At 60.7% G+C, this 26,587-nt stretch carries 21 protein-coding genes; 11 read left to right on the top strand and 10 right to left on the bottom strand.

Annotated features, from left to right (window positions below):
* The first annotated feature begins 49 nt into the window (after window positions 1-49).
* The 3 genes from J5289_RS02780 to J5289_RS02770 are packed head-to-tail and all read left to right on the top strand — an operon-like array spanning window position 50 to window position 7,610.
* A complete protein-coding gene (locus tag J5289_RS02780; RefSeq protein WP_209182395.1) occupies window positions 50-1,381 on the top strand; it encodes an efflux RND transporter periplasmic adaptor subunit in 1,332 nt (443 codons plus the stop codon).
* Entirely contained in the window at window positions 1,378-4,494 is a 3,117-nt protein-coding gene (locus tag J5289_RS02775; protein WP_209206849.1) for an efflux RND transporter permease subunit, read from the top strand. Before J5289_RS02780 ends, J5289_RS02775 begins: the two co-directional genes overlap by 4 nt.
* Window positions 4,491-7,610, top strand: coding sequence for an efflux RND transporter permease subunit (locus J5289_RS02770; protein ID WP_209206851.1), 3,120 nt, complete (start codon window positions 4,491-4,493; stop codon window positions 7,608-7,610). Before J5289_RS02775 ends, J5289_RS02770 begins: the two co-directional genes overlap by 4 nt.
* Here the strand turns inward: J5289_RS02770 and treZ are convergent.
* On the bottom strand, window positions 7,607-9,415 hold the full coding sequence (treZ, locus tag J5289_RS02765) for a malto-oligosyltrehalose trehalohydrolase (RefSeq protein ID WP_209182392.1): 1,809 nt from the start codon (window positions 9,413-9,415) through the stop codon (window positions 7,607-7,609). The genes J5289_RS02770 and treZ overlap by 4 nt on opposite strands.
* A gap of 231 nt (window positions 9,416-9,646) precedes the next feature.
* Here treZ and J5289_RS02760 point away from each other — a divergent pair, with 231 nt between their 5' ends.
* Window positions 9,647-9,823 carry a hypothetical protein gene (locus tag J5289_RS02760; protein ID WP_209182391.1) on the top strand — a complete coding sequence of 59 codons (177 nt, stop codon included), beginning with the start codon at window positions 9,647-9,649 and terminating at the stop codon, window positions 9,821-9,823.
* A 393-nt stretch (window positions 9,824-10,216) separates the two neighbouring features.
* Window positions 10,217-10,984: an SDR family NAD(P)-dependent oxidoreductase gene (locus J5289_RS02755; RefSeq protein WP_209182390.1), complete on the top strand. Its 768-nt coding sequence runs from the start codon at window positions 10,217-10,219 to the stop codon at window positions 10,982-10,984.
* 2 nt (window positions 10,985-10,986) lie between these two features.
* Here the strand turns inward: J5289_RS02755 and pncB are convergent, their stop codons facing one another.
* The 8 genes from pncB to J5289_RS02715 all read right to left on the bottom strand — a co-directional run bounded on the left by pncB (window position 10,987) and on the right by J5289_RS02715 (window position 19,592).
* Complete coding sequence (gene pncB / locus J5289_RS02750; RefSeq protein ID WP_111215975.1) at window positions 10,987-12,291, bottom strand: nicotinate phosphoribosyltransferase; 1,305 nt, start codon at window positions 12,289-12,291, stop codon at window positions 10,987-10,989.
* 220 nt (window positions 12,292-12,511) lie between these two features.
* Window positions 12,512-12,769, bottom strand: a complete 258-nt coding sequence (locus J5289_RS02745; RefSeq protein WP_142830110.1) for a hypothetical protein — start codon at window positions 12,767-12,769, stop codon at window positions 12,512-12,514.
* 105 nt (window positions 12,770-12,874) lie between these two features.
* Entirely contained in the window at window positions 12,875-14,503 is a 1,629-nt protein-coding gene (locus tag J5289_RS02740; RefSeq protein ID WP_209182389.1) for an ABC transporter ATP-binding protein, read from the bottom strand.
* The gene (locus J5289_RS02735) at window positions 14,500-15,000 is read right to left on the bottom strand and encodes a type II toxin-antitoxin system VapC family toxin (protein ID WP_247750682.1); all 501 of its coding nucleotides are present in this window, start codon (window positions 14,998-15,000) and stop codon (window positions 14,500-14,502) included. Before J5289_RS02735 ends, J5289_RS02740 begins: the two co-directional genes overlap by 4 nt.
* A complete protein-coding gene (locus tag J5289_RS02730) occupies window positions 15,000-15,260 on the bottom strand; it encodes a hypothetical protein (protein WP_209182387.1) in 261 nt (86 codons plus the stop codon). Before J5289_RS02730 ends, J5289_RS02735 begins: the two co-directional genes overlap by 1 nt.
* Before the next feature lie 70 nt (window positions 15,261-15,330).
* Window positions 15,331-16,479 carry an ABC transporter permease gene (locus J5289_RS02725; protein ID WP_209182386.1) on the bottom strand — a complete coding sequence of 383 codons (1,149 nt, stop codon included), beginning with the start codon at window positions 16,477-16,479 and terminating at the stop codon, window positions 15,331-15,333.
* 1 nt (window position 16,480) lies between these two features.
* Window positions 16,481-17,572 carry a microcin C ABC transporter permease YejB gene (locus J5289_RS02720; RefSeq protein ID WP_209182385.1) on the bottom strand — a complete coding sequence of 364 codons (1,092 nt, stop codon included), beginning with the start codon at window positions 17,570-17,572 and terminating at the stop codon, window positions 16,481-16,483.
* 181 nt (window positions 17,573-17,753) lie between these two features.
* Entirely contained in the window at window positions 17,754-19,592 is a 1,839-nt protein-coding gene (locus J5289_RS02715; protein WP_209182384.1) for an extracellular solute-binding protein, read from the bottom strand.
* A gap of 232 nt (window positions 19,593-19,824) precedes the next feature.
* On the opposite strand from J5289_RS02715, the gene mepA reads away from it, so the two are divergent.
* From mepA to J5289_RS02685, 6 genes are all read left to right on the top strand, one after another.
* The gene (mepA, locus tag J5289_RS02710; RefSeq protein WP_209182383.1) at window positions 19,825-20,829 is read left to right on the top strand and encodes a penicillin-insensitive murein endopeptidase; all 1,005 of its coding nucleotides are present in this window, start codon (window positions 19,825-19,827) and stop codon (window positions 20,827-20,829) included.
* Between the two features lie 106 nt (window positions 20,830-20,935).
* Window positions 20,936-21,310 carry a methylglyoxal synthase gene (locus J5289_RS02705; protein WP_209182382.1) on the top strand — a complete coding sequence of 125 codons (375 nt, stop codon included), beginning with the start codon at window positions 20,936-20,938 and terminating at the stop codon, window positions 21,308-21,310.
* A 38-nt stretch (window positions 21,311-21,348) separates the two neighbouring features.
* The gene (locus J5289_RS02700; RefSeq protein WP_209182381.1) at window positions 21,349-22,374 is read left to right on the top strand and encodes a glucokinase; all 1,026 of its coding nucleotides are present in this window, start codon (window positions 21,349-21,351) and stop codon (window positions 22,372-22,374) included.
* A 90-nt stretch (window positions 22,375-22,464) separates the two neighbouring features.
* A complete protein-coding gene (locus J5289_RS02695; protein WP_209182380.1) occupies window positions 22,465-24,291 on the top strand; it encodes an ABC transporter ATP-binding protein in 1,827 nt (608 codons plus the stop codon).
* Window positions 24,288-25,112, top strand: coding sequence for a 4-hydroxy-tetrahydrodipicolinate reductase (gene dapB, locus J5289_RS02690; RefSeq protein ID WP_209182379.1), 825 nt, complete (start codon window positions 24,288-24,290; stop codon window positions 25,110-25,112). The genes J5289_RS02695 and dapB overlap by 4 nt, the downstream gene beginning before the upstream one ends.
* Before the next feature lie 22 nt (window positions 25,113-25,134).
* The gene (locus J5289_RS02685) at window positions 25,135-25,770 is read left to right on the top strand and encodes a 2,3-bisphosphoglycerate-dependent phosphoglycerate mutase (protein ID WP_111215955.1); all 636 of its coding nucleotides are present in this window, start codon (window positions 25,135-25,137) and stop codon (window positions 25,768-25,770) included.
* 66 nt (window positions 25,771-25,836) lie between these two features.
* On the opposite strand, the gene phnF is transcribed toward J5289_RS02685, so the two are convergent.
* Complete coding sequence (gene phnF, locus J5289_RS02680) at window positions 25,837-26,574, bottom strand: phosphonate metabolism transcriptional regulator PhnF (RefSeq protein WP_209182378.1); 738 nt, start codon at window positions 26,572-26,574, stop codon at window positions 25,837-25,839.
* Between the last annotated feature and the right edge of the window lie 13 nt (window positions 26,575-26,587).

The raw sequence follows: 26,587 nt of genomic DNA, 5'->3' as shown, positions 1-26,587 counted from the left end.
AGGTCGTGACCGACGGCTCTTGTCTGGAATCGCGAAAGAAGGTGAATAAATGGCTCGGACTTCTCGGGTCTTGATATCGGTCGTAATGGTCGCCGCCATCGGCGTCGGAGCCTACGTCCTTCGCGACAGCTGGCTGGAACCGGCCGAGCGCATGCTTGGCGTAGGTCAAGCTGCAAACACCCAGCAGGCAAGCGGAACGCGCGGCGGCGGCCGACGACGCGGGGCGGCGCAATCGACGGGCCCGACGGCAGTGCTGACAGCCGTGGCGAAGGCGGCGGATGTGCCTGTCTATATCGACGGTGTCGGCTCGGTGAAGCCGTTGAACACCGTCACCGTGCGGCCTCAGGTCAGCGGCGAGCTGGTAGAAATCCATTTCGAGGAAGGCCAGGACATCAAGAAGGGCGACGTGATCGCCCGTATCGACGATGCCGTCTACAAGGCCACGCTTGACCAGGCTGTCGGCAAGAAAGCCCAGGACCAGGCACTGCTGCAGAGTGCCCAGAACGACTTCGAGCGCTACCAGCGGCTGCTGCAATCGAATTCCGGCACGCAGCAGCAGGTCGATACGGCAAAATTTCAGGTTGCCCAGTACCAGGCGCAGGTGCAATCCGACCAGGCGGCCATCGAGAGTGCGCAGGCGACGCTCGACTATACGACCATAAAGGCACCGATCGACGGGCGCACCGGTATCCGCAATGTCGACATCGGCAACATCGTCAGCTCGACCGATACGACTGGCATCGTCACGCTTTCCCAGATCCGGCCAATCTCCGTCGTCTTTTCCGTGCCGCAGCAGCAGCTGGCCAAGGTCAATGCGGCCAGTGCAGCAGGCACGCTCAGCGTCCAGGCCCTTGCGGGTGGCGACCAGGCGGTTGTCGATACCGGCACGCTGGCAGTCGTCGACAACCAGGTCGACGTGACCACCGGCACGGTTAAGCTCAAAGCCAATTTCCCGAACGAAAAACTGGCGCTCTGGCCCGGCGCTTTCGTCAACGCACGCCTGCTGATCGAGACGATGAAGGGCGTAATCGTCGTGCCGACCGCAGCCGTCCAGCGCGGCCCGAACGGAACCTTCGCCTATCTCCTCCAGCCCGACCAGACCGTGCTTATGAAACCGATCAAGGTCGGACAGCAGGACGATGTCCAGGCCGTGATCACCGACGGTATCGCCGCCGGCGACATCGTCGTGACGACAGGATTTGCAAGGCTGCAGACGGGCTCCAAGGTCGAGGTCTCCGATCCTTCGAAGCCGGCTGTCGATAAACCGGCGACAACAACCGGAGCCGATGGAAAGCCGCGCCGGCATCACAACAGCGACGGCGGCGACAAGCCCGCAAACGATGGAGCGGCGCCGGCCAACCCGCCGGCAGCGGCGCAATGAGCGTCTCCTCGCTCTTCATCAACCGCCCGATTGCGACATCCCTGCTGGCAGTAGCCGTACTGCTGGGAGGGTTGCTCGGCTATGCGCAGCTGCCGGTGGCGCCGCTGCCGCAAGTCGATTTCCCGACGATCCGGGTGACGACGCAGCTTCCCGGCGCCGATCCGGATACAATGGCGTCGCTGGTGACGGCACCGCTCGAGCGACCGCTCGGCCAGATCCCCTCGCTTGCCTCGATGACCTCGTCGAGCGCCTTCGGCATCAGCCAGATCACCCTGCAGTTCGACCTCGGCCGCGATATCGACGGTGCTGCGCAGGACGTGCAGGCTGCTATCAATGCCGCCGGGTCGACATTGCCGAAAACCCTTCCGTATCCGCCGACCTATTCCAAGGTGAACCCAGCGGACACGCCCATCATCACGCTGGCGCTGCGTTCCTCTAGCTATTCGATCCGCGATCTCAGCGATTTCGCCGATACGATGATGGCCCAGAAACTGAGCCAGGTCAGTGGCGTCGGCAATGTCACGATCCAGGGCGGCGTCAAGCCGGCGATCCGTATCCAGGCAAACCTGCCTCGCCTCGCCTCCTACGGGCTTGCGCTCGAGGACATCCGCAGCGCCATCGTCGCTGCCAGCGTTGCCGGTGCGAAGGGTGCGCTCGACGGCACGCACCAGTCCTTCACGCTTGCCGCGAACGACCAGATCGTCGATCCTGAGGCCTACAAATCAGTGATCGTCGCCTACCGCAACAACGCGCCCATCCTGCTGAAGGATGTTGCGGATGTGGTGCAGGGACTTGAGAATACGCGCGTTGGCGCCTGTTACCAGGGCAAGCCGGCGGTCATCATCGATGTCATGCGCCAACCCGGCGCAAACGTCATCAAGACAGTCGGCGATGTCCTCAAACAGCTGCCACAACTGAAGGAAGCTCTGCCGGCCGGCATTGCCCTCGATATCGTCAATGACCGGACGGAAACCATCCGCGCTTCGATCCACGACGTGCAATGGACGCTGGCGCTGAGCGTCGGGCTGGTCATTCTCGTTGTCTTCGTCTTCCTGCGCACTATCACAGCCACCATCATCGCTGCTGTGGCGTTGCCGCTTTCGCTGATCGCCACTTTCGGCGTCATGTGGTTTGCCGGATTCAGTCTCGATAACCTTTCGCTGATGGCACTCACGATCGGCACCGGCTTCGTTGTCGACGACGCCATCGTCATGATCGAAAACATCGCCCGCCACATCGAGGAAGGTGACGACCCGATGCACGCGGCGCTGAAGGGCGCAGGCGAAATCAGCTTTACGATCATCTCTCTGACCTTCTCGCTGGTCGCGGTTTTCATTCCACTGCTGTTCATGACCGGGATCGTCGGGCGGATGTTTCGCAAGTTCGCGCTGACGCTGACAATTGCCGTCGTCGTGTCGGCAATCATCTCGCTGACGCTGACGCCGATGATGTGCGCCCGTATCCTGCGCAAGCCGGCAGAGGGTCGCCGCGGCATGCTCGCCGGCGCCGACCGGATGATGGACCGCCTGATTGGCGGCTATCGCCGCAGCCTCGTCTGGGCCATCGATCGCAGCCCGTTGATGCTGCTTCTGACCGTAGTGACGCTGGTTGCGACCATCGGCCTCTACATCTTCATTCCAAAGGGTTTCCTGCCGCCGCAGGATACTGGCCTCATTACCGCAGTCATTGAAACGGAGCCGACGACGTCCTTCGAATCCATGAAGCGGACGCAGGCGCTGGTGACGGAGCGGCTTCGTGGCGATAAGGACGTCACCGGCATCGTCTCGGTGGTCGGGGCCAGCGCCAACAACCTGACGCTCAACACCGGTACTCTCAGCCTTGTGCTCCGCCAGCGCAGCGATCGCGCCGCGTCCTCGACAGAGATCATCGACCGGTTGCGCAACGAGGTCGCCGGAATGCCGGGGGTTCATGTGACCTTCCAGAGCGTGCGGGACATCAGCATCAGCACCCGGTCGAGCCGTGCGCCCTACCAGTACACTTTGACCGGCACCGATACCGCTGTCGTCGTCGACTGGGCGCAGAAACTGGCGACCCAATTGCAGAAGGCGCCGACCCTGGTGGATGTCTCCTCGGAAGTTCAGACGGGCGGCGGACGCATCTTTGTCGATGTCGACCGGGAAACGGCGTCGCGCCTCGGTGTCTCGATGCAAGCGGTCAGCGACACGCTGAACGATGCCTTCGGACAGCGCCAGATTGCCACGATCTACGGGCAGTCGAACCAGTATCGCGTCATCGTCGAGGCGGCACCGCAGTTTCAGGCGGACCCGAAATCGCTCGACAAGCTCTATGTAGCCGGCACCGGCGATGTCCAGGTACCACTTAATGCCTTCTCAACCGCGACCTTCACCACTGCGCCGCTGGTCATCAGTCACGACGCGCAGTTTCCATCGGTGACGCTCAGCTTCGATCTCGCACCCGGCGCGTCGCTCAGCGATGCCGTCAGCGCGGTAACGGCAGCCGAAAACGAAATCGGCGTGCCTAACAGCATCCAGAGGGCTTATTCGGGGGATGCTGAGGAGTTTTCGTCATCGCTTGCCGGCGAGCCCTGGCTCATCCTGGCGGCGGTCGTGACCATCTACATCGTTCTTGGACTGCTCTATGAAAGTGCCATCCACCCGATCACCATCCTGTCCACCCTGCCGTCGGCCGGTGTCGGAGCGCTTCTGGCGCTGATGCTGTTCGGCCAGGACCTGTCGCTGATCGCATTGATCGGCATCGTGCTTTTGATGGGGATCGTCAAGAAGAACGCCATCATGATGATCGACTTCGCGCTGGAGGCAGAGCGCAGCGGCGGGCTGCCACCGCGCGAGGCGATCCTACAAGCGTCGATCCTGCGTTTCCGGCCGATCATGATGACGACGCTGGCAGCTCTCTTCGGCGCGCTGCCACTGGCGCTGGCAACCGGCACGGGTTCGGAATTGCGCACACCACTCGGTATCAGTATCGTCGGCGGACTTGTGCTCAGCCAGTTGCTGACACTCTACACCACGCCAGTGATCTACCTCGCCTTCGAGCGGCTGCGCAGCCGCATCGTCGGCCGGCCGACAGGCACCCCGGCACCAGAGGCGAGCGGAGCGGGAGGCCGGGCATGAACATCTCCGAGCCGTTCATCAAGCGGCCTGTCGGCACGGTGCTCCTGTCGATCGGGCTGATGATCCTCGGCTTCGTCTCCTATTTCTTCCTGCCGGTCGCCAGTCTTCCGGCCGTCGATCTGCCCACCATCATCGTGTCGGCCAGCCGGCCGGGCGCCGATCCTGCCAGCATGGCGGCCAGCGTCGCAGCACCGCTCGAGCGGCATCTCGGCACGATTGCCGGCGTCACCGAACTGACGTCTGTGAGTTCGCTCGGCTCGACCAGCATTGCTATACAGTTCGACCTTTCCCGCAGTATCGATGGCGCCGGGCAGGACGTGCAGGCGGCACTCAACGCTGCTGCCATCGACCTCCCGGCTGACTTGCCGACACTGCCGTCGTTCCGCAAGGTCAATCCGGCCGCAGCACCTGTGCTCATCCTGGCAATGACCTCCGACAATCTGGCACCGAGTGCCGTTTACGATGCTGCCGACACGGTGGTGGTGCAGCAGATTTCACAGGTCGATGGTGTCGGCGAAGTGACCGCCAGCGGCGCCGACCAACCAGCGGCACGCGTTCGGCTTAACCCCGACCGGCTATCGGCCATCGGGCTTTCACTCGATGCAGTACGCACCGCCATCGTCAATGCCAATACGCTTGGACCCATCGGCTCCATCGATGGCAAGGATGCAGCCTTCGCCATCAGCATGAATGCACAGTTGAAGACGCCGGAGGCTTTCGGCCGCATCATCATCCGAAGCGGCGATGGCACGTCGGTTCGCCTGTCCGATATAGCCACCGTCGAGCCCGGCGTCCGCAACAGCCGCTCCGATGCCTGGTACAACGGCAAGCCTTCGGTGCTGCTGAATATCACAAGGCAAGCGGACGCCAACGTCATTTCAACCGTCGACGCGGTAAAGGCGTTGATCCCCGAACTGCAGAAAACCATTCCCGCCGGCATCAACATCGCAATTCTTTCCGACCGGACAACCACCATCAACGCCAGCGTCGATGACATGCAGTGGACGTTGCTCGCAACCGTCTTCCTCGTCATGGCGGTGGTCTTCGTTTTCCTGCAACGGACGACGCCGACCCTGGCCGCCGGGGTGACCGTGCCGCTGTCGCTGGCAGGCACCTTCGCGCTGATGTGGGCCTGGGGGCTGTCGATCGACAACCTGTCGCTGATGGCGCTGGTCGTTTCCGTCGGCTTCGTGGTCGACGACGCCATCGTCATGATCGAGAACATCTACGCAAACCTCGAAAAAGGCATGCGACCGATGGAGGCGGCAAAAGAAGGCGCGCGACAGATCGGCTTCACAGTCATCTCGATCAGCCTGTCGCTGCTGGCAGCCTTCATACCGCTGTTCTTCCTCGGCGGGATCATCGGCCGGTTCTTCCAGGCATTTTCGCTGACGCTCGGGTTTGCGATCGTCGTCTCGACCGTCGTCTCCCTAACTGTAACACCGATGATCTGTGGCCACTGGCTGCGGGCTCACGACAACGAAGCGCCGCCGAATTTCTTCGCCCGCACAGTCGAAAGGACGCTGGACGCCGTTGTCTGCTTCTACGGGCGCACATTGAAGGCTGTTCTCCACCACCGCGCGATGGCTATTGTCGTTATTTTCGGCTGCATCGCCGTCACGGCGCTTCTGTATGTGAAAGTGCCGAAGGGCTTCATTCCGCAGGACGATACCGGCTTCATTCAGGGCGGCACCGAAGCCTCCACGGACATCTCATATCCCGCCATGGTGCTGTTGCAGCAGAAGGCGGCAGCGATTGCCAGCGCCGATCCAGCCGTTTCCGGCGTTGGATCATCCGTTGGTGGCGGCGGTTTTTCGAGCTCGATCAACAGGGGGCAATTGCTGATGTCGCTGAAGCCTGCGGCGGAACGCGTTTCGACCGACGAGGTCATCGCCCGGCTGCGGACGCAACTGGCCAAGGTGCCGGGGCTCAGCACCTTCCTTTTCTCCCCCAGTGACATTCGCGTCGGCGCGCGGTCGTCACAATCGCAGTACCAGTTTACCCTTTGGGACTCCAATTACGACGAACTCGTTGCCTGGGCACCAAAGGTGCTGACGGCGCTGCAGGCAGAACCGGCGCTTGCGGATGTCGCCACCGACCGCCAGCCGAACGGGCTTCAGGCGACCGTCAACATCGACCGCAGCGAGGCGGCACGGCTTGGCGTCAGCATCCAGTCGATAGACAGCGCTCTCAACAATGCTTTTGCCCAGCGGCAGATCTCGACGATCTACACCCAGCGCAACCAGTATCGCGTCGTTCTCGAAGCCGATCCGACCTATGCGCTTGATCCGGAAGCGATCACCAATCTCTACGTACCGGCTGCGGATGGCACCCAGGTACCCCTCAGCAGCGTTGCCAAGGTGCAGCGCACACTGGCGCCATTGGTTGTCAACCACCAGGGGCAATTTCCAGCCGTCACCATTTCATACAACCTTGCGCCCGGGGGCACGCTGCAAGCCGCCAATGACAGCGTGATACGCGCCGTCGCCGATCTGCACCTTCCGGATTCGCTGCATGCCGACTTCGCCGGGGATGCTGCAAGCGCCGCGCAATCGTCCGGTGGCCAGCCACTCCTGCTTTTGGCCGCGTTGGTCGCCGTCTATATCGTGCTGGGGGTTTTGTACGAGAGCCTAGCGCATCCGCTGACCATCATCTCGACGCTGCCATCGGCAGGGCTTGGCGCCTTGTTGGCGCTGGAAATCAGCGGAACGGAGCTGAGCATCATTGCCTTTATCGGCATTGTGCTCCTGATCGGCATCGTCAAGAAGAACGGCATCATGCTGGTGGATTTTGCCCTGGAAGCAGAGCGAACGCGCGGTCTCTCATCGGAAGAAGCCATATTCCAGGCCTGTCTGCAGCGATTCCGGCCCATTCTGATGACGACACTGGCCGCCATCATGGGTGCCGTGCCGTTGATCATCGCCACCGGGCCGGGCTCCGAACTGCGCCGGCCGCTGGGCATTACCATCGTCGGCGGCCTGGTGATCTCGCAGGTCCTGACGCTCTATACAACGCCGATCATCTACATCATGCTCGCCAAGCTGCACCGCCGCTGGTCGTTCCGGCGCCGGCCTAAGACTGTGGATGTGAGGGATGGCGAGCCTTCCGAGGCCTAACCTATCGACCAGATGACCGACCAAGGCGCCAAGATACCATCGGCAAACCTGCCCTGGTTCCAGATGACCCGGCCTTGCAACGCCTCTCCATGGCGCAGCTCCTCGGCACCGACGTTTGCAAGCAGCCGTAGCGAGGTGCCATCGACGAGCGACCAACTGACCGCCACCAGCTTGCCTTCGACACTGTGCGCGCCGCCAGCACTGACAATGCTCGAAAGGCGGGGAATGATTTCCTGACGCCTTACCTCAAGGAGGTCGCGGTAGAGAGCCAGCCGCGCGGCGCCCGCTTCTTTTTCCACATCCTGCCAGTCGAGTTTCGCAGACAGGAACGTTTCACGCCGCGTCGGGTCCGGCACATCCGCAACGTCATCGTCGAAGCCGGGCAGCCGCGAGAGCTCCTCCCTTCGACCCTTCCGGACGATCTCGTTCAGTTCGTCGTTGAAGTCGCAGAAATACGGGAAGGGCTGCCTTGCGTCCCATTCCTCACCCATGAACAGCATCGGGATCTGCGGTGCCAAGAGGTAGATCGAGGCCATGGCTTCGATAGCCTCTGGCGACGCTGTCTCGTTGAGACGATCCCCGAAGGCACGATTGCCGATCTGATCATGGTTCTGGATGAAGGATATGAAGGCTGTCGGCGGCAGTGCTGCACTGGGCTGGCCTCGCGCCGCCCCACGGTAGGGCATGTGCTCGCCTTGAAATACGAAGCCCTCGGCCAGTCCGCGTCCGATCTTGGCGGGATCGTCGGCGTAGTCTGCGTAGTAGCCAAAATCCTCGCCCGACGCCGCGACGTGCATCACGTGGTGCATGTCATCATTCCACTGAGCGGTATAGAGCTCCGGCTTGCCATAGTTGTTGCGAAACAGCAGCGCGCTGTTGTTGTCCTCGTTCTCGACAATGAGGTGGATGTGCCGGCCGGAGATTTCGCTGCGGATGCGACGCGCCATTTCCTTCAGGAGATGCTCGCGGCTGTCGTCGACAATCGCGTGAACGGCATCGAATCGGAGACCATCGACGCGAAACTCCTGGAGCCAGTAGAGCGCATTCTGGATGACGAATTCGCGAATGAACTGCGATCCCTCGCCATCATAATTGATGCCCTGCCCCCATGGCGATTTGTGCTTGTCGGTGAAGAGCGGCGCGTAGGACGGGAGATAGTTTCCGTCCGGGCCGAAGTGATTGTAGATCACGTCGAGAAAAACGCAGATGCCGCGCTCGTGGGCGGCATCGATCAGCGCCTTCAGATCCTCCGGGCGTCCATAGCTTCCATGCGGCGCATAGGGAAGGACGCCGTCATAGCCCCAGCCCCGTTCGCCCGGAAAATCATTGACCGGCATCAGCTGCAACGCCGTTACGCCGAGTGACTGAAGGTGGTCCAGACGATCAATGACAGCTCGAAACGTGCCTTCCTGCGTGAATGTGCCGACATGCAGTTCATAGACAACCGCCTCTTCCCACGCCAGCCCGGCCCAACCCGTTGATCTCCACACATAAGATTTGGGGTCGACCACCTCACTCGGGCCATGCGGGCCGTCAGGCTGAAACCGGGACGCGGGGTCAGGAACTTCCAGGCCATCCTCGAGAACGAACTTGTAAGCGGTGCCGTCCCCGGCGCCATCTATGTTGACGCTGAACCAGCCATCGACACCGGCAGCCATGGGGACCGGCGCCACATCGCCTATTCGCAGGGATACAGCCTGTTGGCGGGGCGCCCATAGACGGAAAAGCATGCCGCTGGCGGTAAAGACGGGGCCGAAATGGGCGAGGCTCACAGGCGTACTTTCTCTCAAGACATACAAACGCATCAGGAAGGTGTGGTCGCCTAACTGGCTGAGAGCGAAATTTGTTCCGAGACCCAAGGCCGGGCCGCCCGCTCGCCGGGGGTGCCGGCAGCGCCTGCGCAAGAAGGAGGACAGGCACGAATGTTGATCCACGCAGGCGCAATGGAAAGAAGCGAACGAAAACAATGCCGCGTAAACGGGAACCGATTAGCCGCTCAAACGGTTTGACGGGCATAACCTTACAAGGAGTACATCATGGTTCGTGGCAATATGGTTCGTGGCCGGTTCAAGGTCTTTGTTGCAGTGATTTTTGCCGTGGCCTGCATCGTCGCGGCTGGCTACGTATTTCTGGGTCATCCCGGAGACCCCAAGACAGACGTAAAGCCGCTCGATACGTCTTTGATCTTTTTGCCTGAGAAGGCAGTTGCCTAGCGAAAATTGATCATCCCAAAACGAAAAAGCCTGCCGCGGGAGGAGGTGCGGCAGGCTTTCGAAAAGAACCGATCGACAACTGGGAGGAGGAGTGTTGCCGATCCTACGGAAAACCCTGGGAGGAGGAGTAGGCTTTCCGTACCATCGAAGCTTTGCGGGAGGAGGTGCATTGCTTCGATAAAAATGACTATACCGACATTTTGCTCAAAACCTAGGCAGAAATTCGCAGGGCAGCTATGCGCTATGCGCTTAGCGGTTGGCTCTCGTTGAGCTAACTCGCGCTCCCCCCGATATGTGAACCAATAAACGTTCTCCGGCGTTCGATTGCGTTGCCAAGCCAGGTGGGATCACTATCGTAGTCGTCTAGGACATCTCGAATGGTGGAGAGCAAGAATGGCGGGCAGGCTGAAGGACAAGGTTGCGATCATTTCGGGAGGCGCGACCGGCATGGGCGGAGCGTCCTCGAGGCTCTTTGCTGCAGAGGGCGCCAAAGTGGCGATCATCGACCGCAATGGCGATGCCGCAGCGGAAACCGTCGCAGATATCCGGAGACGGGGAGGCATCGCGGATCACTGGACTGCCGACGTCTCTCAGGAGGCAGAGGTTAACGCTGCCGTCGCAGCCGTGGAAAAAGCCTTCGGGCCGACGACGGTCCTTTTCAACCATGCCGGCACCATCGTCATCAAACCGTTTCTGGAAACGACGCTCGAGGACTGGGAATGGCTGCATGCCGTCAACGTCCGCTCGATGTTTCTGATGACGAAAGCCGTGCTGCCGCAGATGCTCGCAGCCGGCGGCGGCTCCATCGTCTGCACCTCCTCGATTTCTGCCGTGGCAGCGACGCCTATGGAGGTACTTTACGATACGACGAAGGGGGCTGTGCACATGTTTGCAAGAGCGATTGCGGTGGAGTTTCGCGACCGAAATATCCGCTGCAATGCTGTTTGCCCCGGTTTCATCCGCACCCCCCATGGCTTGAAGGAAGTTGCCGAATTGCAGGCCCTCGGCGTCGATGTCTCGGATGCGGCAATCGCTGCCCAGCAGGGCCGCATCGGCGAGCCCGAGGATGTCGCTCGGGCAGCGCTATACCTTGCGAGCGACGACTCCAACTTCGTCAATGGCGCCCATCTGTTCGTCGACAACGGCTTTACAGCCATGTAGCTTCAGACGAGGACCGGCTGCTCGACCCTCTCCTCAGTTCCGAAGAATTTCAGGTATCTCTCGACTTCGGAAGGTTCGCCGGTCGCCTTTTGCGGATTGTCGGAGAGTTTTACGGCGGGGCGGCCATTGGCCTCGATCACCTTGCAGACGACAGAAATGGGCGCAAGGCCGCGGATCTCTGTCGGGGCGCAGCCGGCGAAGTCGTTTGTGAGGTTGGTGCCCCAGCCGAAGCCCATGCGTGCCCGTCCATCGAAATGGCGATAGGTGTCGATGATCGCATCGACATCCATGCCGTCTGAAAAGATCAGCAGCTTCTGGCGCGGATCGCGGCCCATCTTTTCCCACCAGGCAATGATCTTCTCGCCGCCTTCGATGGGAGGGGCGCTATCCGGACGAAAGCCGGTCCAGTCCGCCACCCATTCAGGGGCATCGCGAAGGAACGCGGCCGTGCCGAAGGCATCGGGAAGGACAATCAGAAGATTTCCGCCATAGAGCCGGTTCCAGTCGCGCAGTACCTTGTAGGGCGCATTCGCCAGCTCCTGGTCGGTTTGCGCAAGTGCTGCCGCCACCATCGGCAATTCGTGGGCATTCGTGCCAACGGCTTCCAGGTCCGAGTCCATGGCCAAAAGCACATTGCTAGTGCCGGTAAAAGCTTGCCCCACACCTTCCTTCAAGGCCTCTACACACCAACGCTGCCACAGGAAGCTGTGACGCCGCCGCGTCCCGAAGTCGGAAATCCGCAGGTTTGGCAACTCGCGCAGGCGCTCGACCTTGCCCCACATCTTGGCCTTGGCGCGCGCGTAGAGAACATCGAGCGTGAAGGGCCCAAGCGCCTTCATGGCTGCACGCGAGCGCAGTTCGTTGATGATGGCGAGCGCCGGGATTTCCCACATCGTCGTCTCTTTCCACGAACCGTGGAAATTCAGGACGTATTGGCCGTCCTTTTTCGTCAGCTCGTACTCAGGAAGCTGAAAGTGCGACAGCCAGGTCAGAAATTCGGGCTCGAAGATCTGCGCGCGACCGTAGAACGAGTTACCGGCGAGCCAGATCATCTCTTTCTTGGAGAGGCGCAGGGTGCGCGCATGATCGAGCTGCTCACGCAGATCGTTCTCATCGATCTCGTCGGCGAGGCGCACTGTGCGGGTACGGTTGATGAGCGAAAACGTGGCATCAACATCCGGATAAAGCTTCCAGATCATCTGCAGCATCAGCAATTTGTAGAAGTCGGTATCGATCAGGCTGCGGATGATCGGATCGAGTTTCCAGGCGTGATTGTAGACGCGGTTGGCGATATCCGTCTTGGTCATGCTGCTCGTCCCGTATCACTGCATGCTGCTCTGCACGTCCCCGCTGCAGGCGTTAAGCAAAGCAGGTCGGGGTCGCGGCTATTCTTATCAAAAAATGCTGCGGAAGAGTCCAGTCGCAGAACAAAGATTGATGCAAATTCGTGCCCTGCCGCTTTTCTCGCGTGCAGGGCTGCTGAAGTTTTGACCAACCGACCGTGCCAAGCTCCTGCTCGTAGCGCGGCTATGGTGCCGGTTTAGCCGGGGCGGTGGGTGACTGGGTCTCTGTTGTCGTTGTAGGAGATGCCTGTTCGGCCTTGTGGCTGCCCCAGATCTCGACGGGGATCCAGACGATGAAGGAGAGGACGAGAGCTGCCACGAGAACAGTCAGAACTCGGCGCCCGACGCGACCCTGCCGCGCCTTTGTGGCGGGAAGCCCGCCTTCGGGTACGCTTGAGCTTTCCGGCTCCTGCCAGCGGTTCTTTGGATCGATGGTTGCCATTCTCTCCTCCTTTAGTTGACGAAGCGCTGCCGCCCTGCGCTGCCCTAAACAACACAGAACGGACGTTCCTGCCGAAGGTTCCACCCGTGCAAGGATCGGCCGGCCCTAGTGCTGCAAAGCTGGCGTCGGCACAGCCTCGATATCGAATGCAGCGGCGAGCAGCGCACGTGTATATTCGTGCTGCGGATTGCGGAATACATCTGCCGATGCGCCCTGCTCCACCACCTTGCCGGAGCGCATGACGATAAGATCGTTGGCCAGCGCCTTGACCACCTTCAGATCGTGGCTGATGAACAGGTAAGCCAGGTCGTGCTTGCGCTGGAGATCGCGGAGGAGATCGACCACCTGGGCTTGGACGCTCATGTCGAGTGCCGATGTTGGTTCGTCCAGCATGACGAAGCGGGGCTTCAGCACCATAGCGCGGGCGATGGCGATACGTTGCCGCTGGCCGCCGGAAAACTCGTGCGGGAAACGCCAGCGGGTTAGCGGGTCGAGACCGACCTCCTCCAACGCCCAGCAGACGCGCTGATCCCGTTCATCTGAGCTGAGGCCGCGCTCATGCACCTTCAATCCCTCGGCGATGATGTCGCCGACCGACATTCGCGGACTGAGCGAGCCATAGGGATCCTGGAAGACGACCTGCAACTGGTTGCGCAGCGGTCGCATCTCCGTGAAGGAATAGGCCTCGATATCACGACCGACGAAGCTGATACGACCCTTCGAGGAAATCAGCCGCGCCAGTGCGAGGCCGAGCGTCGTCTTGCCGGAACCGGACTCGCCGACGACGCCAAGCGTCTGGCCGGCGCGCAAGGTCAGGTCGATGCCATCCACCGCCTTGACGTGATCGACGACCTTGCGCATCAGTCCTGACTTGATCGGAAACCAGACCCGGATATCCGACCCCTGCATGACCACCGGCTTGCTGGCATCCGCCAAGGGCGGCTCGCCGCGTGGCTCGGCTGCCAGAAGATGGCGCGTATAGTCATGCTGCGGGCGGCTGAAGACATCTTCGACACTCCCGGTTTCGACGATCTGCCCATTGGTCATGACACAGACCCGGTCGGCAAACTTTCGGACAATGCCGAGGTCATGGGTGATGAACAGCATCGACATGCCGTGCTGCCCCTTGAGATCGCGCAGCAGCTTTAGGATCTGCGCCTGGACGGTGACGTCGAGCGCCGTCGTCGGCTCGTCGGCGATCAGCAGTTCCGGCCGATTGGCGAGCGCCATGGCGATCATCACGCGCTGGCGCTGACCACCGGATAACTCATGAGGGTAGGCTTTCAGCCGCTTTTCGGCATCGCGAATGCCGACCTGATCGAGCAATTCGAGAATGCGGACGCGGGCCGCCTGCCCCGTCAGGCCCTGGTGAAGTGCCAGAACCTCGCCGATCTGCTTCTCGATCGAATGCAGCGGATTGAGCGACGTCATCGGCTCCTGGAAGATCATGGTGATGTCGTTGCCACGCACAGCGCGCAGCTGGTTATCCGTGGCTTTCAAAAGGTCCATGCCCTTGAACAGGATCTCTCCGGAGGGGTGGCTTGCCGACGGGTAGGGCAGCAAGCGCAATATCGAATTGGCCGAGACCGACTTGCCGGAGCCCGATTCCCCGACCAGCGCCAGCACCTCGCCCTTCCGGATATCAAAGGATATGCCATCGACAGCCGTCGTGGTTCGTCCACCCTGATGGAAAGCGACGGAGAGATTGCGGACGGACAGGAGCGGTTCGGTCATGAGGCCAGGCTTTGCAGGAGGGATGTCAAGGTGGGTTCGTCCGGGCGGAGAATGTCGAGCAGCGGTGCAGCTTGGCCCAGTACGTTTTCGCTGCCAGGAAGTGCGTACTGACCCTGGATACCATGATCATTGGTGAGGATATGCGAACAGTTTGCTTCCATGGCCGTCGCAACATGGATCGCGTCCGGCAGCTTCAGATAAGTGCTATGGGCGCGAAGAAAAGCCGCGGAGGTAAGAACGGTCCTTCGAACGGGGATCACCTCCATCCAAGCACTTGGTCTGATGAGTGCTTCATAGCGCAAGACTGCTTGAGGGTCGTTGTCTCTCATGGGCCGAACAAGAAGTTCGGACAATGTGAGCTCGCTGGTAGCAAAGCGCGCACCCGGCCGGCTGTCGATATTGCCAAAAATCTCTGACAGCTTTTCACTGATTTCATCTTCAGCTTCGAAAGCTATGACGAAAATATTGGTATCCAGATAGATCGTCCCGAACGCCATCAATCATCCCACTCGTCGCGCAATGCGCGGATACGTGCGACGGCCTCCTCGGTCGTCACGGATGGCCTACCGAGCGCTTTATAACTTCTGATGGCTTCGGCAACGTCTTTGCCGGTCATCGGCTTTGTTTCGACGTGCAGAGCGGGAACGCGATCTTCAACCTCTATGACCACGCGGACAGTCCCTACCGGATTGAAGCCCTCTCGCAGATCTTCCGGCAGTTTCGATACAGGATAATGGTCACGCACGAGCTTGTTCATGGTTCAACCTTTCCATGCAGTGGACACAAGATCCTAACCCGATCGGAGCGTGATGACGAGCCCAAAGCCTTCACCTGAACGTCTTCCTCGGATCGAAGGCATCGCGCACGGCTTCGCCGACGAAGATCAGCAATGACAGCATGATCGACATCGTGAAGAAAGCCGTCAGGCCGAGCCACGGGGCCTGGAGGTTGGATTTGCCCTGCGCGATCATTTCGCCGAGCGACGGCGAACCGGGCGGCATGCCGAAGCCGAGGAAATCGAGTGACGTGAGCGTCGTGATCGAGCCGGAGAGAATAAAGGGCAGGAAGGTCAGCGTCGCCACCATCGCGTTCGGTAACAGGTGGCGGACCATGATCGTGCGGTTGTTGACGCCGAGCGCGCGGGCGGCCCGGACATATTCGAAATTGCGGGCGCGCAGGAATTCAGCCCTGACGATGCCGACGAAGCCGACCCAGGAAAACAGCAGCATGATGCCAAGCAGCACGAAGAAGCCGGGCGGCAGGATGGCGGCAATGATCAGCAGGATGTAGAGCACCGGCATCGACGACCAGATCTCGATGAAACGCTGCAGCAGCAGATCGGTCCAGCCGCCGAAATAGCCCTGGACGGCGCCGGCCGTGACCCCAACAATTGCCGAGCAGATGGTCAATGCGAGGCCGAACAGCACGGAAACACGGAAGCCGTAGATCATCCGCGCCATGACGTCGCGGGCCTGGTCGTCGGTGCCGAGCCAGTTCATGTTGCCAAGCCGGCAATCGGGATCGGCAGCCTTCTGCGGATAGGCGGCGCAGCGCTCATCTTTGCTCATCAGCCAAAAAGGCGGCGTCGGCGCCGAGCGCGGTATATTGGAATTGACCGTCTGATAGGAATAGCGAATGGGCGGCCAGAGCATCCAGCCGTGTGCCTCGATTTCGTCTGTGATGAAGGAGGAGCGATAGTCGGTCTGGGCCAGGAACCCGCCGAACTTGTCCTCCGGATAGTTGACGAAGATCGGAAACAGAATCTCGCCTTTGTAGGAAGCGACGATCGGGCGATCGTTCGCAAGGAATTCAGCGCCCATGCTCAGAACGAACAACAGCAGGAACAGCCAGAACGACCAGTAGCCGCGCCGGTTTGCCTTGAAATTTTCCCATCGGCGCAGGTTCGGCGGCGACAATAGGCCCTTGCGCGGCGGCCTGACGGGAGTGGCTGCGGCAGTGGAGATCGGTGTATCCATCTCAGATATCCCTCCGATCGAAATCGATGCGAGGATCGATCCAGGTGTAGAGAAGATCGGAAATAAGTCCGACGAATAGGCCCATCAGTGAAAAGATATAGAGCGTCGCAAAGACGATCGGATAGTCGCGATTGACGACGGAAAGGTAGCCGAGACGGCCCAAGCCATCGAGCGAGAATATGTTTTCGATGAGCAGCGAGCCGGTGAAAAAGGCGGAGATAAAGGCACCGGGAAAACCGGCAATGACGATCAGCATGGCGTTGCGGAACACATGGCCATAGAGCACGCGATGTTCTGTGAGACCCTTTGCGCGCGCCGTCGTCACATATTGCTTCTTGATTTCCTCGATGAAGGAATTCTTGGTGAGCAGCGTCGTCGTGGCAAAGGCAGCGAGCGACAGGGAAACCAATGGCAGCAGCAGGTGCCAGAAATAGTCGAGCGGCTTCTGCCACCAGGGAAGATCGGCGAAATTGTCGGAGACGAGGCCGCGCAGGGGAAACCAGTCGAAGAACGAACCACCGGCAAAAACGACGATCAAGAGGATGCCGAACAGGAAGCTCGGGACTGCGTAGCCGACGATGATGATGCCAGAGGTCCAGACGTCGAAACTGGAGCCGTCTTTCACCGCCTTGCGGATGCCGAGCGGGATAGAGATCGTGTAGGAAAACAACATGATCCAGAGGCCCAGAGAAATCGACACCGGCATCTTGTCGATGATGAGGTCGATCACCGATGTGTTGCGGAAGAAACTTTCGCCGAAATCGAAGCGGATGTAGTTCCACATCATGTCGAGGAAGCGGGTAAGCGGTGGCTTGTCGAAACCGAACTGTTTCTCCAATTTGGCGATCAGTTCCGGATCGAGCCCCTGCGCGCCGCGATAGCGGGAATTGCCGTCATCGAAGGATTGCTGAGCCATCTGGTCGCCACCGCCGGAGAGGCGGTCGGAGGCGCTGTCGCTCTGTCCGGTGAGTTGAGCCACGACCTGCTCGACGGGTCCGCCGGGGGCAAATTGCACGACGGTAAAGGAGATCGCCATGATGCCGATGACGGTCGGAATCATCAGCAGAAGCCGGCGCAGGATATAGGCGCCCATCAGGCCACAACCCCGGTTCTGCCGGCGTTTTTCTGACTGTCCTGCGCTGCTATCTCGATCAAGGCATCGTCCCTTCGCGACCGGCGCTCCGCCGGTCGAAACCCGTCATCGCCAAGCATAAATCCTGCTGATTCGGTCAGGGCCATTTGGACCCCAGCCGCTCCGCCAATGCAAGAGCCGCTCATTTTGCGGCCGACTTCGACCACCAGACGTCCGGAAAGCCGACCGAATATTCCGGCAGGCTGGCGGGCCGGTCGAACTTGTCCCAATAGGCTATGTGAACGCTGGACGCGTAGTAGAGCGGGATCACGTAATGGCCCGCCAGCAGCGTCCGGTCGAGCGCTCTGGTGGCGACGTTCTTTTCTTCCCGGTCCTTGGCAAGGACGACTTGCTTGATCAGCGTATCGATCGCGGGATCGGCTATTCCCGCAAAGTTCTGCGAACCCTGTCGATCGGCCGAGGCGGATCCCCAGAAATTCCCCTGCTCGTTGCCCGGGTTGAGGGTCTGGCCCCAGACATTCCAGATCATGTCGTAGTCGAAGCTTCGGACGCGGTTACTGTATTGCGACGGGTCGACAGTGCGGACGCGGACATCGATGCCGATCTTTTTCAGGTTCTGCGCGTAAGGCAGTACAGCCTTTTCCAGCATCGGACTACTCAGGAGGATTTCGAATGCAAAGGGCCGGCCGGTCTTGGCGTCGACCATCTGGTTGCCCTTCAGGACGTATCCGCCCTGCTTGAAGAGTTCGATGGCATGGCGAAGGTTATCGCGAAACTTCTGTGGGTCGCCGTTCACCGGATTTGTATAGGGTGTGGTGAAGACCGTGGGCGACAGCCTGTCCCTGACGCCATCCAGGATTTGCAGCTCCCGGCCCTCCGGCAACCCCGAAGATGCCAGTTCCGTGCCGAAGAAATAGCTGTTTATCCGCTTGTATTGGTTGAAGAATACGGTGCGGTTCAGTTCTTCGAAGTCATAGGCGTAATTCAGCGCCTCGCGGACATAGGGGCTCTTGAACTGCTCGCGCCTCATGTTCGGCACCAATGCCTGCATGATACCGACGGCGCGCAGTGGGTTCGGGAGATCCTCCCGCTTGACGCGGCCATCCTTGGCGGCTGGAAAATTGTAGCCGGTCGCCCAGCGGCTGGCTTGGTTGTCCTGCCAGTAATCGACGTTGCCGGCGCGGAAACCCTCAAACTCGACATCTCGGTCGCCGTAATAGGTGTAGGTGATGGTCCGGAAGTTGTCCTGGCCGACGTTGACTGGGAGATTCTTGCCCCAATAATCGTCACGCAGTTCGTAGCGGATCGTCGAGCCCGGCGAAAAGGCCGCTATTTTGTAGGGTCCAGACCCCATGACCGGTTCGAGGGTCGTGCGCGAGATATCGCGCGGTTTTCCGTCGGCGCCGTTCGCCTGCCACCAAAGCTTCGGGACGATCGCAAAATCTCCAAGAATCTGCGGCAGTTCGCGATTGTTCTTTTCATCGAACGAAAACGTCACGTCGCGATCGCCGGTTTTTTCAGCCTTCGTGACATGGGCGTAGTAGCTCATGTTTAGTGGGTCCAACTCTTTGGCCTTGTCGAAGCTAAAAATCACGTCATCCGGTGTTACCGGTGTCCCGTCGGCCCATTTAGCCTCGGCCCGCAGCCTGAAGGTCGCGCTAGACATATCGTCCGGATAGGAGACGCCTTCTGCCAGCAAGCCGTACGCCGAGCCAGTTTCGTCGCTCGAATGTTTCAGCAGCGTATCGAAGACCAGCGAGAGCCCTGCGGCCGTCTCGCCTTTCTTCAACAGCGGGTTGAACGTGTCGAAGGTGCCGTCTGCCGACAGCTTCAGATCGCCGCCTTTGGGCGCATCGGGATTGACGTAGTCGAAATGCTTGAAGCCCGGGGCGTATTTCAGGTCGCCGAGAATGGCGGTGCCGATCCGGAACTGGGCGTCTTCGGCGCGGGAGACAACCGGCAAGGCCAGCAGGGAAATCAATAGAAAAACCGAACCCGTCTTCGACAACGACAATGCCATTCACATACCCCAAGATTCGCGATGACCGCAGGATAGGCGAAATACAGGCGAAATATAGGTGCTGAGAGATTTCGTCGTGGTCGTACCATCCGCAAGTCCCGTTGGTGGTTGCTGTACGAACCTTTCGATATGGGAATGCCTCTGCGCAAAGATCGATTCACCAAGCGGGCTTTTCGCGCTAGGCTCAATCGCAAATCACATCGGCATCGGCCGACCCAACCCAAGGAACTGCATGACTTTTCGCCCGGCCCGGACACTTCGTACCTTCTGCAGCGCCGTCATGGTCGCAACGATCGCCATTGCCGCTACACTCGGCGGCGCTGCCGCAGAGCCAGCAGTTCCGACGCCCGGCAGTGCCAAGGCTCTCTTCGGCGCCGTCGCGCTGCCGACACTGGGCCCGCCGCAGTCGATTGGGTTTTATGCGAAGGGCTGCCTGGCCGGGGCAGTCGCCCTGCCGACGGATGGTCCGACCTGGCAGGTAATGCGGCCTTCGCGCAACAGACGCTGGGGGAGGCCCGAGACCATCTCCGTGATCGAACGGCTGTCCCAGGACGCAGCAAGGCTCGACGGATGGCCCGGGCTTCTGGTGGGCGATATCTCGCAGCCTCGCGGCGGACCGATGTTCAGCGGCCACGCCTCGCACCAGATCGGCCTTGACGCCGATATCTGGCTGATGCCGATGCCGAAGCGGACATTGACAGCAGCCGAGCGCGAAACCATGCCGTTCACCAGCATGCTGGCCAAGGACAAGTTCCTGACGGTCGATCCCGGCCTTTGGACGCAGGCCCGTGTACGACTATTGATGCGCGCCGCAAGCTACCCCGAGGTCGAGCGGATCTTCGTCAATCCGGCGATCAAGAAGAAGATGTGCGAGACCTGGACCGGCGACCGAACCGCACTCGGCAAGCTGCGGCCGGAATACGGCCACGATGCGCATTTTCATATACGATTGCGCTGCCCCGCCGGGGATATCGGCTGCACGGCGCAGGCACCGGTGAAGGCGGGGGACGGTTGCGACAAGAGCCTTGCCTGGTGGTTCACGCCGGCACCGTGGGCGAAGCCTGTCCCGAAGCCCAATGCAGTGCCGGTGAAGCCGCGCGAAATCATGGTGGCAGACCTGCCGGCCGCCTGCAAAGCGACGTTGGCGGCGCCGCCGGTGTCTTCCGCACGGACCACCGCCCCCGGCAGTGCAGCGCCCAGTGGGGCCGAGCCGGACGCCTTGCCGGCTGCACAATGACTACCGGGAAAATCTGCGGGCAACGTCTTTCGCCAAGACTTTCAATGAGCACTGGCATGGTATAGGAAAGCTGCAAATCGATTTAAGGCGTGGCGGGAGGCATGTCATGGCAGAAGTTAAACGCATCGCGCTGATTGCGCATGACGAGAAAAAAACGGCCATGGCAGACTTCGCCCGGCGGTTCGAATCGATGCTGGCAAAATGGCAGATCTTTGCCACCGGCACGACCGGAGCGCGCGTGCTGGCGGCCTGTCCTGACCTCGATGTCATCCGCCTGAAAAGCGGTCCGCTCGGCGGCGACCAGCAGATCGGCGCCATGATCGCAACGGCTGAGGTGGACGCGCTGATTTTCTTCGTCGACCCGTTGACGCCGATGCCGCATGATGTCGATGTGAAAGCGCTGATGCGCCTTGCCATCGTCTACGACATTCCGATGGCACTCAACGAAGCCACCGCCGAACGACTGATAGCCACCCTTTGACCAATCCGCCTGCCGGCGGCTGACCACGGATAGGGCCCATGCCTAAGCTCAACCATAGTGATGTTCCCCTGCCCTTTCCCGTTCTGATGGGCGATATCGGCGGCACCAATGCTCGTTTCTCCATTCAGGTGGATGCTTACAGCGAGGCGAAGCCGTTTCCGATCATGCATGCCGCCGATTACGCAACGATCGACGATGCCATCCGTGAGGGTGTTTTATCGAAGAGCACCGTCGTTCCACGCTCGGCGATCCTTGCCGTTGCCGGCCCGATCAATGGCGACGAAATTCCGCTCACGAATTCCGACTGGATCGTTCGCCCTCGGACAATGATCACCGATCTCGGCATGGAAGACGTGCTGATCATCAACGACTTCGAAGCCCAGGCGCTGGCCATCTCCAACCTCGCAGACGACGGCCGCGAGCCTATCGGCGCCGCCCGCGACGGGTTGATTGCGTCACGCGCCGTGCTTGGACCGGGCACCGGCCTCGGTGTCGCGGGCCTTATCCACGCCAAGAACTCCTGGATCCCAGCGCCTGGCGAAGGCGGCCATATCGATATCGGGCCCCGCAGCAAGCGCGACCTGCAGATCTGGCCGCATCTCGAGGCCATCGAAGGCCGCATTTCGGCAGAGCAGATCATCTGCGGTCGTGGCCTGCAGAACCTCTACAGGGCACTCTGCCATGTCGAGGGCGTCGAGCCGACGCTGAAGGAACCGGCCGATATCACCAACCACGGCCTTGCCGGCAGCGATCGGCTGGCTGTGGAGACGCTGACGTTGTTCGTCACCTACCTCGGCAGGCTGGCTGGCGACATCGCGCTGCTGTTCATGGCACGCGGTGGCGTCTATCTGTCGGGCGGCATTTCCCAGAAGATCATTCCGGCGCTGAAGAAGCCGGAATTCCGTGCAGCCTTCGAGGACAAGGCGCCGCACAGCGCCATGCTTCGCTCCATACCGACCTATGTCGTAACCCATCCGCTGGCCGCCCTCGAGGGCCTTTCCTCCTATGCCCGCATGCCCCAGAAGTTCGGCCTCTCGACGGAAGGGCGTCGCTGGCGCCGCTGAGTGCGCTAGCCAAACCCAGCCGAACGCTTTATAGAACCGCCCGAAGTGCGGGCATCAGCCGCTCGCTCGGTTCAGACAGGAAGTCGATTTTTGAAATCGCCCGAGACCAAAAAAGTTGTTGTTAACAGCGAGACTGTGACCGGCGTTCTCAAGCGGGTGATCGCAGAAAACGGTCGGGATCATATCAAGGGCTACACGATCGCGATCATCTGCCTGATCCTGGTCGCTGTATCCACGGGCTTTATCGCCTTCATCATGAAGATCATCATCGACCAGGCATTTGTCGATCGCAACGCCGATATCGTCTGGCTTGTCTGCGTCGGCATTTTTGCAGCGTTCCTGGTGCGCGGTTTCGCCGGCTATTTCCAGTCGGTCATTCTGAGCAAGATCGGCAATAACATCATTGCCCGATACCAGCGTCGGATCTACGCGCACCTGATGACGCTCTCGGTCGGCTATTTCAGCGAGGCGAGGTCTGCCAAGGTTGCGGCGCAGGTCAGCCAGAACGTGTCCGGCATCCGCGACGTCATGAACCTGACGATCACGTCGACAGCGCGCGACCTGCTGACATTCGTCGCCCTGCTCGCCAATATGGTCTACCAGGACCCGATCCTCAGTCTTGCCGTGTTTGTCATGGCACCGCCGCTTCTCTACGCTCTTCGTTACGTGTCAAAGCGGTTGCGGTCGGCAACGCGAGAGGCTGTGAATCTCAACAGCCACGTGCTCGGCGCCATGCAGGAGACGATCCAGGGGATTGCCATCGTCAAGGCATTCACCATGGAGGAGCAACTGGAACGCAAGATCCAGAAGCTCATCACTACGGCCGAACATCGTCAGAACCGCATTGCCCGGCTTTCGGAGCGCAACGGACCACTGACGGAGACCTTTGCCGGTGTGGCAGTCGGCAGCATCTTCGCCTATGCGGCCTATCGAGCGATCTACTATAACGTCCCTCCAGGCGCATTTTTCTCCTTCGTTGTATCCTTGCTCATGGCCTATGATCCGGCGCGCCGGTTGGCCAAGCTGCAGGTGCAGATGGAGCGTGCCGTAGTCAATGCGAGCATGATCTACGAACTGCTCGACATGGAGACCCGCCAGCGGGACCTGCCCGACGCCAAGCAACTGACGATCACCGAGGCGCGGATCGAGTTTCGCGATGTGACGTTCGGTTATGCGAATGGCAAGCCTGTTCTCGACAAGGTTAACTTCGTGGCCGAGGGTGGCAAGACGACGGCGCTGGTCGGTCCTTCCGGGGCTGGCAAATCGACGGTCATCAATCTCATTCCGCGCTTCTACGACCCCGCTGCCGGGCAAATCTTCATCGATGGGCAGGATATCAGCCACATCACCAAGCAGTCGCTGCGCCAGCACCTCGCCTACGTCTCCCAACAGCCCTACCTTTTCGAGGGTACAATCCGCGACAACATCCGTTACGGCCGGCCGGAATCGACCGATGCCGAGGTCGAACAGGCGGCACGGCTTGCCTACGCGCACGATTTCATCATGGCGCAGCCTCAGGGCTACGATACGCCGGTCGGTGAAAACGGCGTGACATTGTCCGGCGGCCAGCGCCAGCGCGTCTCGATTGCCCGCGCGCTCGTGCGCAATGCTCCGATCCTCCTGCTCGACGAGGCTACCTCCGCACTCGATACCGAGTCCGAGGCGGCTGTCCAAAGGGCGCTGGATGAAGCGATGAGCGGGCGCACCGTGGTGGTGATCGCTCACCGGCTTTCGACTGTCGTGCGGGCCGCAAAAATCGTGGTCATGCAGCAGGGCCGCGTCGTCGAGGAAGGTAATCACGAGACACTGGCAAAATCGCCGGAGGGCCTTTACGCTCGCCTCAACAATCTCCAGGCGCCTGTGAAAGCACCGGTGCGGACACGGACCCGCAAGACGCAGAGCAAATCGATCCTATGAGCGAACAGGCCATGAAACTGGTTGTGGTGGGGGCGTCAGGCCGAATGGGCCAGGCGCTGATCCGCATCATCCATGCCACCGAAGGTGCAACGCTGCACGCGGCCGTCGGGCGCGAGGGGTCTCCATTTCTCGGCAAGGACGCCGGCGAGATCGCCGGGCTCGGTCCGGTCGGCGTGTTGCTGACCGACGATCCGCTAACCGCCTTCCTGCACGCCGACGGCGTCATCGACTTTACACGGCCGGAAACGACGATCGTCTACGCTGGTCTCGCCGCGCAGGCGCGCGTCGTCCATGTTATCGGCACCACCGGTTGTTCTCTGGACGACGAGGCAAAGATTTCAGCTGCTGCGCGTCACGCCCGGATCGTCAAGTCCGGCAATATGAGCCTCGGCGTCAATCTTCTCAGTGTTCTCGTCGAACAGGCGGCGCATGCCTTGCCGGCCGACGAGTGGGACATCGAGGTCCTCGAGATGCACCACAAGCATAAGGTCGACGCTCCCTCAGGCACAGCGATGCTGCTCGGCAAGGCGGCCGCCAACGGGCGCGGGATTGATCTTGCCGACAATTCCGTCCGGGTTCGCGACGGGCACACCGGAGCGCGGGCGAGTGGCAGCATCGGCTTTGCGACGCTGCGCGGCGGCTCGGTCATCGGCGACCACTCCGTCATCCTCGCCGGGGAAGGCGAAATGGTCACCCTGTCGCATTCCGCGGGGGATCGCTCCATCTTTGCGCGCGGCGCCGTCAAGGCGGCGCTGTGGGCGCGCGACCAGAAACCTGATCTCTATTCCATGCTCGACGTGCTCGGGCTTTCTTCACGCTGATACTGTTACGGAGGAATAAAATATGAGCGGTACCCTCGTCCTCGTTCGCCATGGCCAGAGCGACTGGAACCTGAAGAACCTTTTCACCGGCTGGAAAGACCCCGATCTGACGGCGCTCGGCATCGAGGAAGCCACGGCTGGGGGACAGGCGCTGGCCGATTATGGCATCACCTTCGACGTCGCCTTCACCTCGGCCCTCACCCGCGCCCAGCACACACTGAAGCTCATTCTCGACAAGGTCGGCCAGCCCAGCCTGGAAACGATCCGCGACCAGGCCCTGAACGAGCGCGACTACGGCGATCTCTCCGGCCTCAACAAGGACGATGCGCGCGCCAAGTGGGGCGAAGAGCAGGTGCATATCTGGCGCCGTTCCTATGACATCCCGCCACCCGGTGGCGAAAGCCTTCGTGACACCGGCGCACGCGTCTGGCCCTATTATCTCACCGAAATCCTGCCGCGCGTGCTGGCTGGCCAGAAGGTGCTGGTTGCTGCCCACGGCAATTCGCTACGTTCGCTGGTGATGGTGCTCGATCGCCTCAGCAAGGAGCAGATCCTGGCGCTCAACCTCGCGACCGGGGTCCCTATGGTCTACAAGCTGAAGGCCGACTCGACGGTCGCGTCGAAAGAAGTTCTCGGCGATATGTCTGCCGCTCACTAAAGTCAGTTAAAAACCAGGCGTCCCCATCGGGGGATGCCTGAAAACCCGACTCAACGCCGCAGAACCCTAGTTTTCTATGGTGAACTGGACACGATCTGCTGCGAAGCGGGTGATGGAATACTGGACCGGCGCGCCGCCGAGTTCTGTATTGAGGGCTCGCGTTATCATGACGATTGCGCCCGGCGACAATTCGAGATCGGCGACATCGGCTGTTTCTGCATGCATGGCGGTGATTTCGGTGATGGCACGGACGTAGTCCTCCAGGCCCATCTCCGCAAATGATCGCGTAACCGAGCCCGTCCGGCGATAGGCTTCGCCGATATTGGCAAAACGATCCGCAGGAAACCAGCTTGTGGAGCGCGATACGGGCCGCTTGTCCACGGTGCCCAGCGTTTCCAGCCGAACAACGGGGGTCCCCGGCTTAATTTTCAGCCAGCCCGCGATGTCGGCGCCGGCGGTCTCGCAGGCCACGTCGATCAGCACGCCGCGCGCTTCCTTTGCCTGATTTCCAACCCCTTGCGAGAATCGGGTGCGGCGGGATATCGGGAATTTCAGCTTTTCCTTGCGCTCGACCATCGTACCGCGTCCCTGCACGGCGCGCACAACACCCTCCTGCGCCAGCGCCGCAAGCGCGCTTCTCACCGTGTGGCGGTTGACACCAAACTGCAAGGCCAACGCCGTTTCCGCCGGCACCATGCCGGAATCATCGAAATCTCCGTGATTGATCGACGCTCTGATGCGATCGGCAATCTGCCGCCAAAGGGCCACTCCGGTCTGCCGCTGCACCTGTTTCTGAACTGCCATTCTTCCCCATCCC

The organism is Rhizobium sp. B230/85 (assembly GCF_019355735.1).
GTDB lineage: Bacteria > Pseudomonadota > Alphaproteobacteria > Rhizobiales > Rhizobiaceae > Rhizobium > Rhizobium rhododendri.
This window is presented reverse-complemented; position numbering and strand designations above follow the sequence as displayed.

Excerpts from the sequence above, each read along its gene's own strand:
- J5289_RS02780 (WP_209182395.1), top strand. The coding sequence starts at position 50 with ATGGCTCGGACTTCTCGGGTCTTGATATCGGTCGTAATGGTCGCCGCC.
- J5289_RS02775 (WP_209206849.1), top strand. The coding sequence starts at position 1,378 with ATGAGCGTCTCCTCGCTCTTCATCAACCGCCCGATTGCGACATCCCTG.
- J5289_RS02770 (WP_209206851.1), top strand. The coding sequence starts at position 4,491 with ATGAACATCTCCGAGCCGTTCATCAAGCGGCCTGTCGGCACGGTGCTC.
- treZ (WP_209182392.1), bottom strand. The coding sequence starts at position 9,415 with ATGCGTTTGTATGTCTTGAGAGAAAGTACGCCTGTGAGCCTCGCCCAT.
- J5289_RS02760 (WP_209182391.1), top strand. The coding sequence starts at position 9,647 with ATGGTTCGTGGCAATATGGTTCGTGGCCGGTTCAAGGTCTTTGTTGCA.
- J5289_RS02755 (WP_209182390.1), top strand. The coding sequence starts at position 10,217 with ATGGCGGGCAGGCTGAAGGACAAGGTTGCGATCATTTCGGGAGGCGCG.
- pncB (WP_111215975.1), bottom strand. The coding sequence starts at position 12,291 with ATGACCAAGACGGATATCGCCAACCGCGTCTACAATCACGCCTGGAAA.
- J5289_RS02745 (WP_142830110.1), bottom strand. The coding sequence starts at position 12,769 with ATGGCAACCATCGATCCAAAGAACCGCTGGCAGGAGCCGGAAAGCTCA.
- J5289_RS02740 (WP_209182389.1), bottom strand. The coding sequence starts at position 14,503 with ATGACCGAACCGCTCCTGTCCGTCCGCAATCTCTCCGTCGCTTTCCAT.
- J5289_RS02735 (WP_247750682.1), bottom strand. The coding sequence starts at position 15,000 with ATGGCGTTCGGGACGATCTATCTGGATACCAATATTTTCGTCATAGCT.
- J5289_RS02730 (WP_209182387.1), bottom strand. The coding sequence starts at position 15,260 with ATGAACAAGCTCGTGCGTGACCATTATCCTGTATCGAAACTGCCGGAA.
- J5289_RS02725 (WP_209182386.1), bottom strand. The coding sequence starts at position 16,479 with ATGGATACACCGATCTCCACTGCCGCAGCCACTCCCGTCAGGCCGCCG.
- J5289_RS02720 (WP_209182385.1), bottom strand. The coding sequence starts at position 17,572 with ATGGGCGCCTATATCCTGCGCCGGCTTCTGCTGATGATTCCGACCGTC.
- J5289_RS02715 (WP_209182384.1), bottom strand. The coding sequence starts at position 19,592 with ATGGCATTGTCGTTGTCGAAGACGGGTTCGGTTTTTCTATTGATTTCC.
- mepA (WP_209182383.1), top strand. The coding sequence starts at position 19,825 with ATGACTTTTCGCCCGGCCCGGACACTTCGTACCTTCTGCAGCGCCGTC.
- J5289_RS02705 (WP_209182382.1), top strand. The coding sequence starts at position 20,936 with ATGGCAGAAGTTAAACGCATCGCGCTGATTGCGCATGACGAGAAAAAA.
- J5289_RS02700 (WP_209182381.1), top strand. The coding sequence starts at position 21,349 with ATGCCTAAGCTCAACCATAGTGATGTTCCCCTGCCCTTTCCCGTTCTG.
- dapB (WP_209182379.1), top strand. The coding sequence starts at position 24,288 with ATGAGCGAACAGGCCATGAAACTGGTTGTGGTGGGGGCGTCAGGCCGA.
- J5289_RS02685 (WP_111215955.1), top strand. The coding sequence starts at position 25,135 with ATGAGCGGTACCCTCGTCCTCGTTCGCCATGGCCAGAGCGACTGGAAC.
- phnF (WP_209182378.1), bottom strand. The coding sequence starts at position 26,574 with ATGGCAGTTCAGAAACAGGTGCAGCGGCAGACCGGAGTGGCCCTTTGG.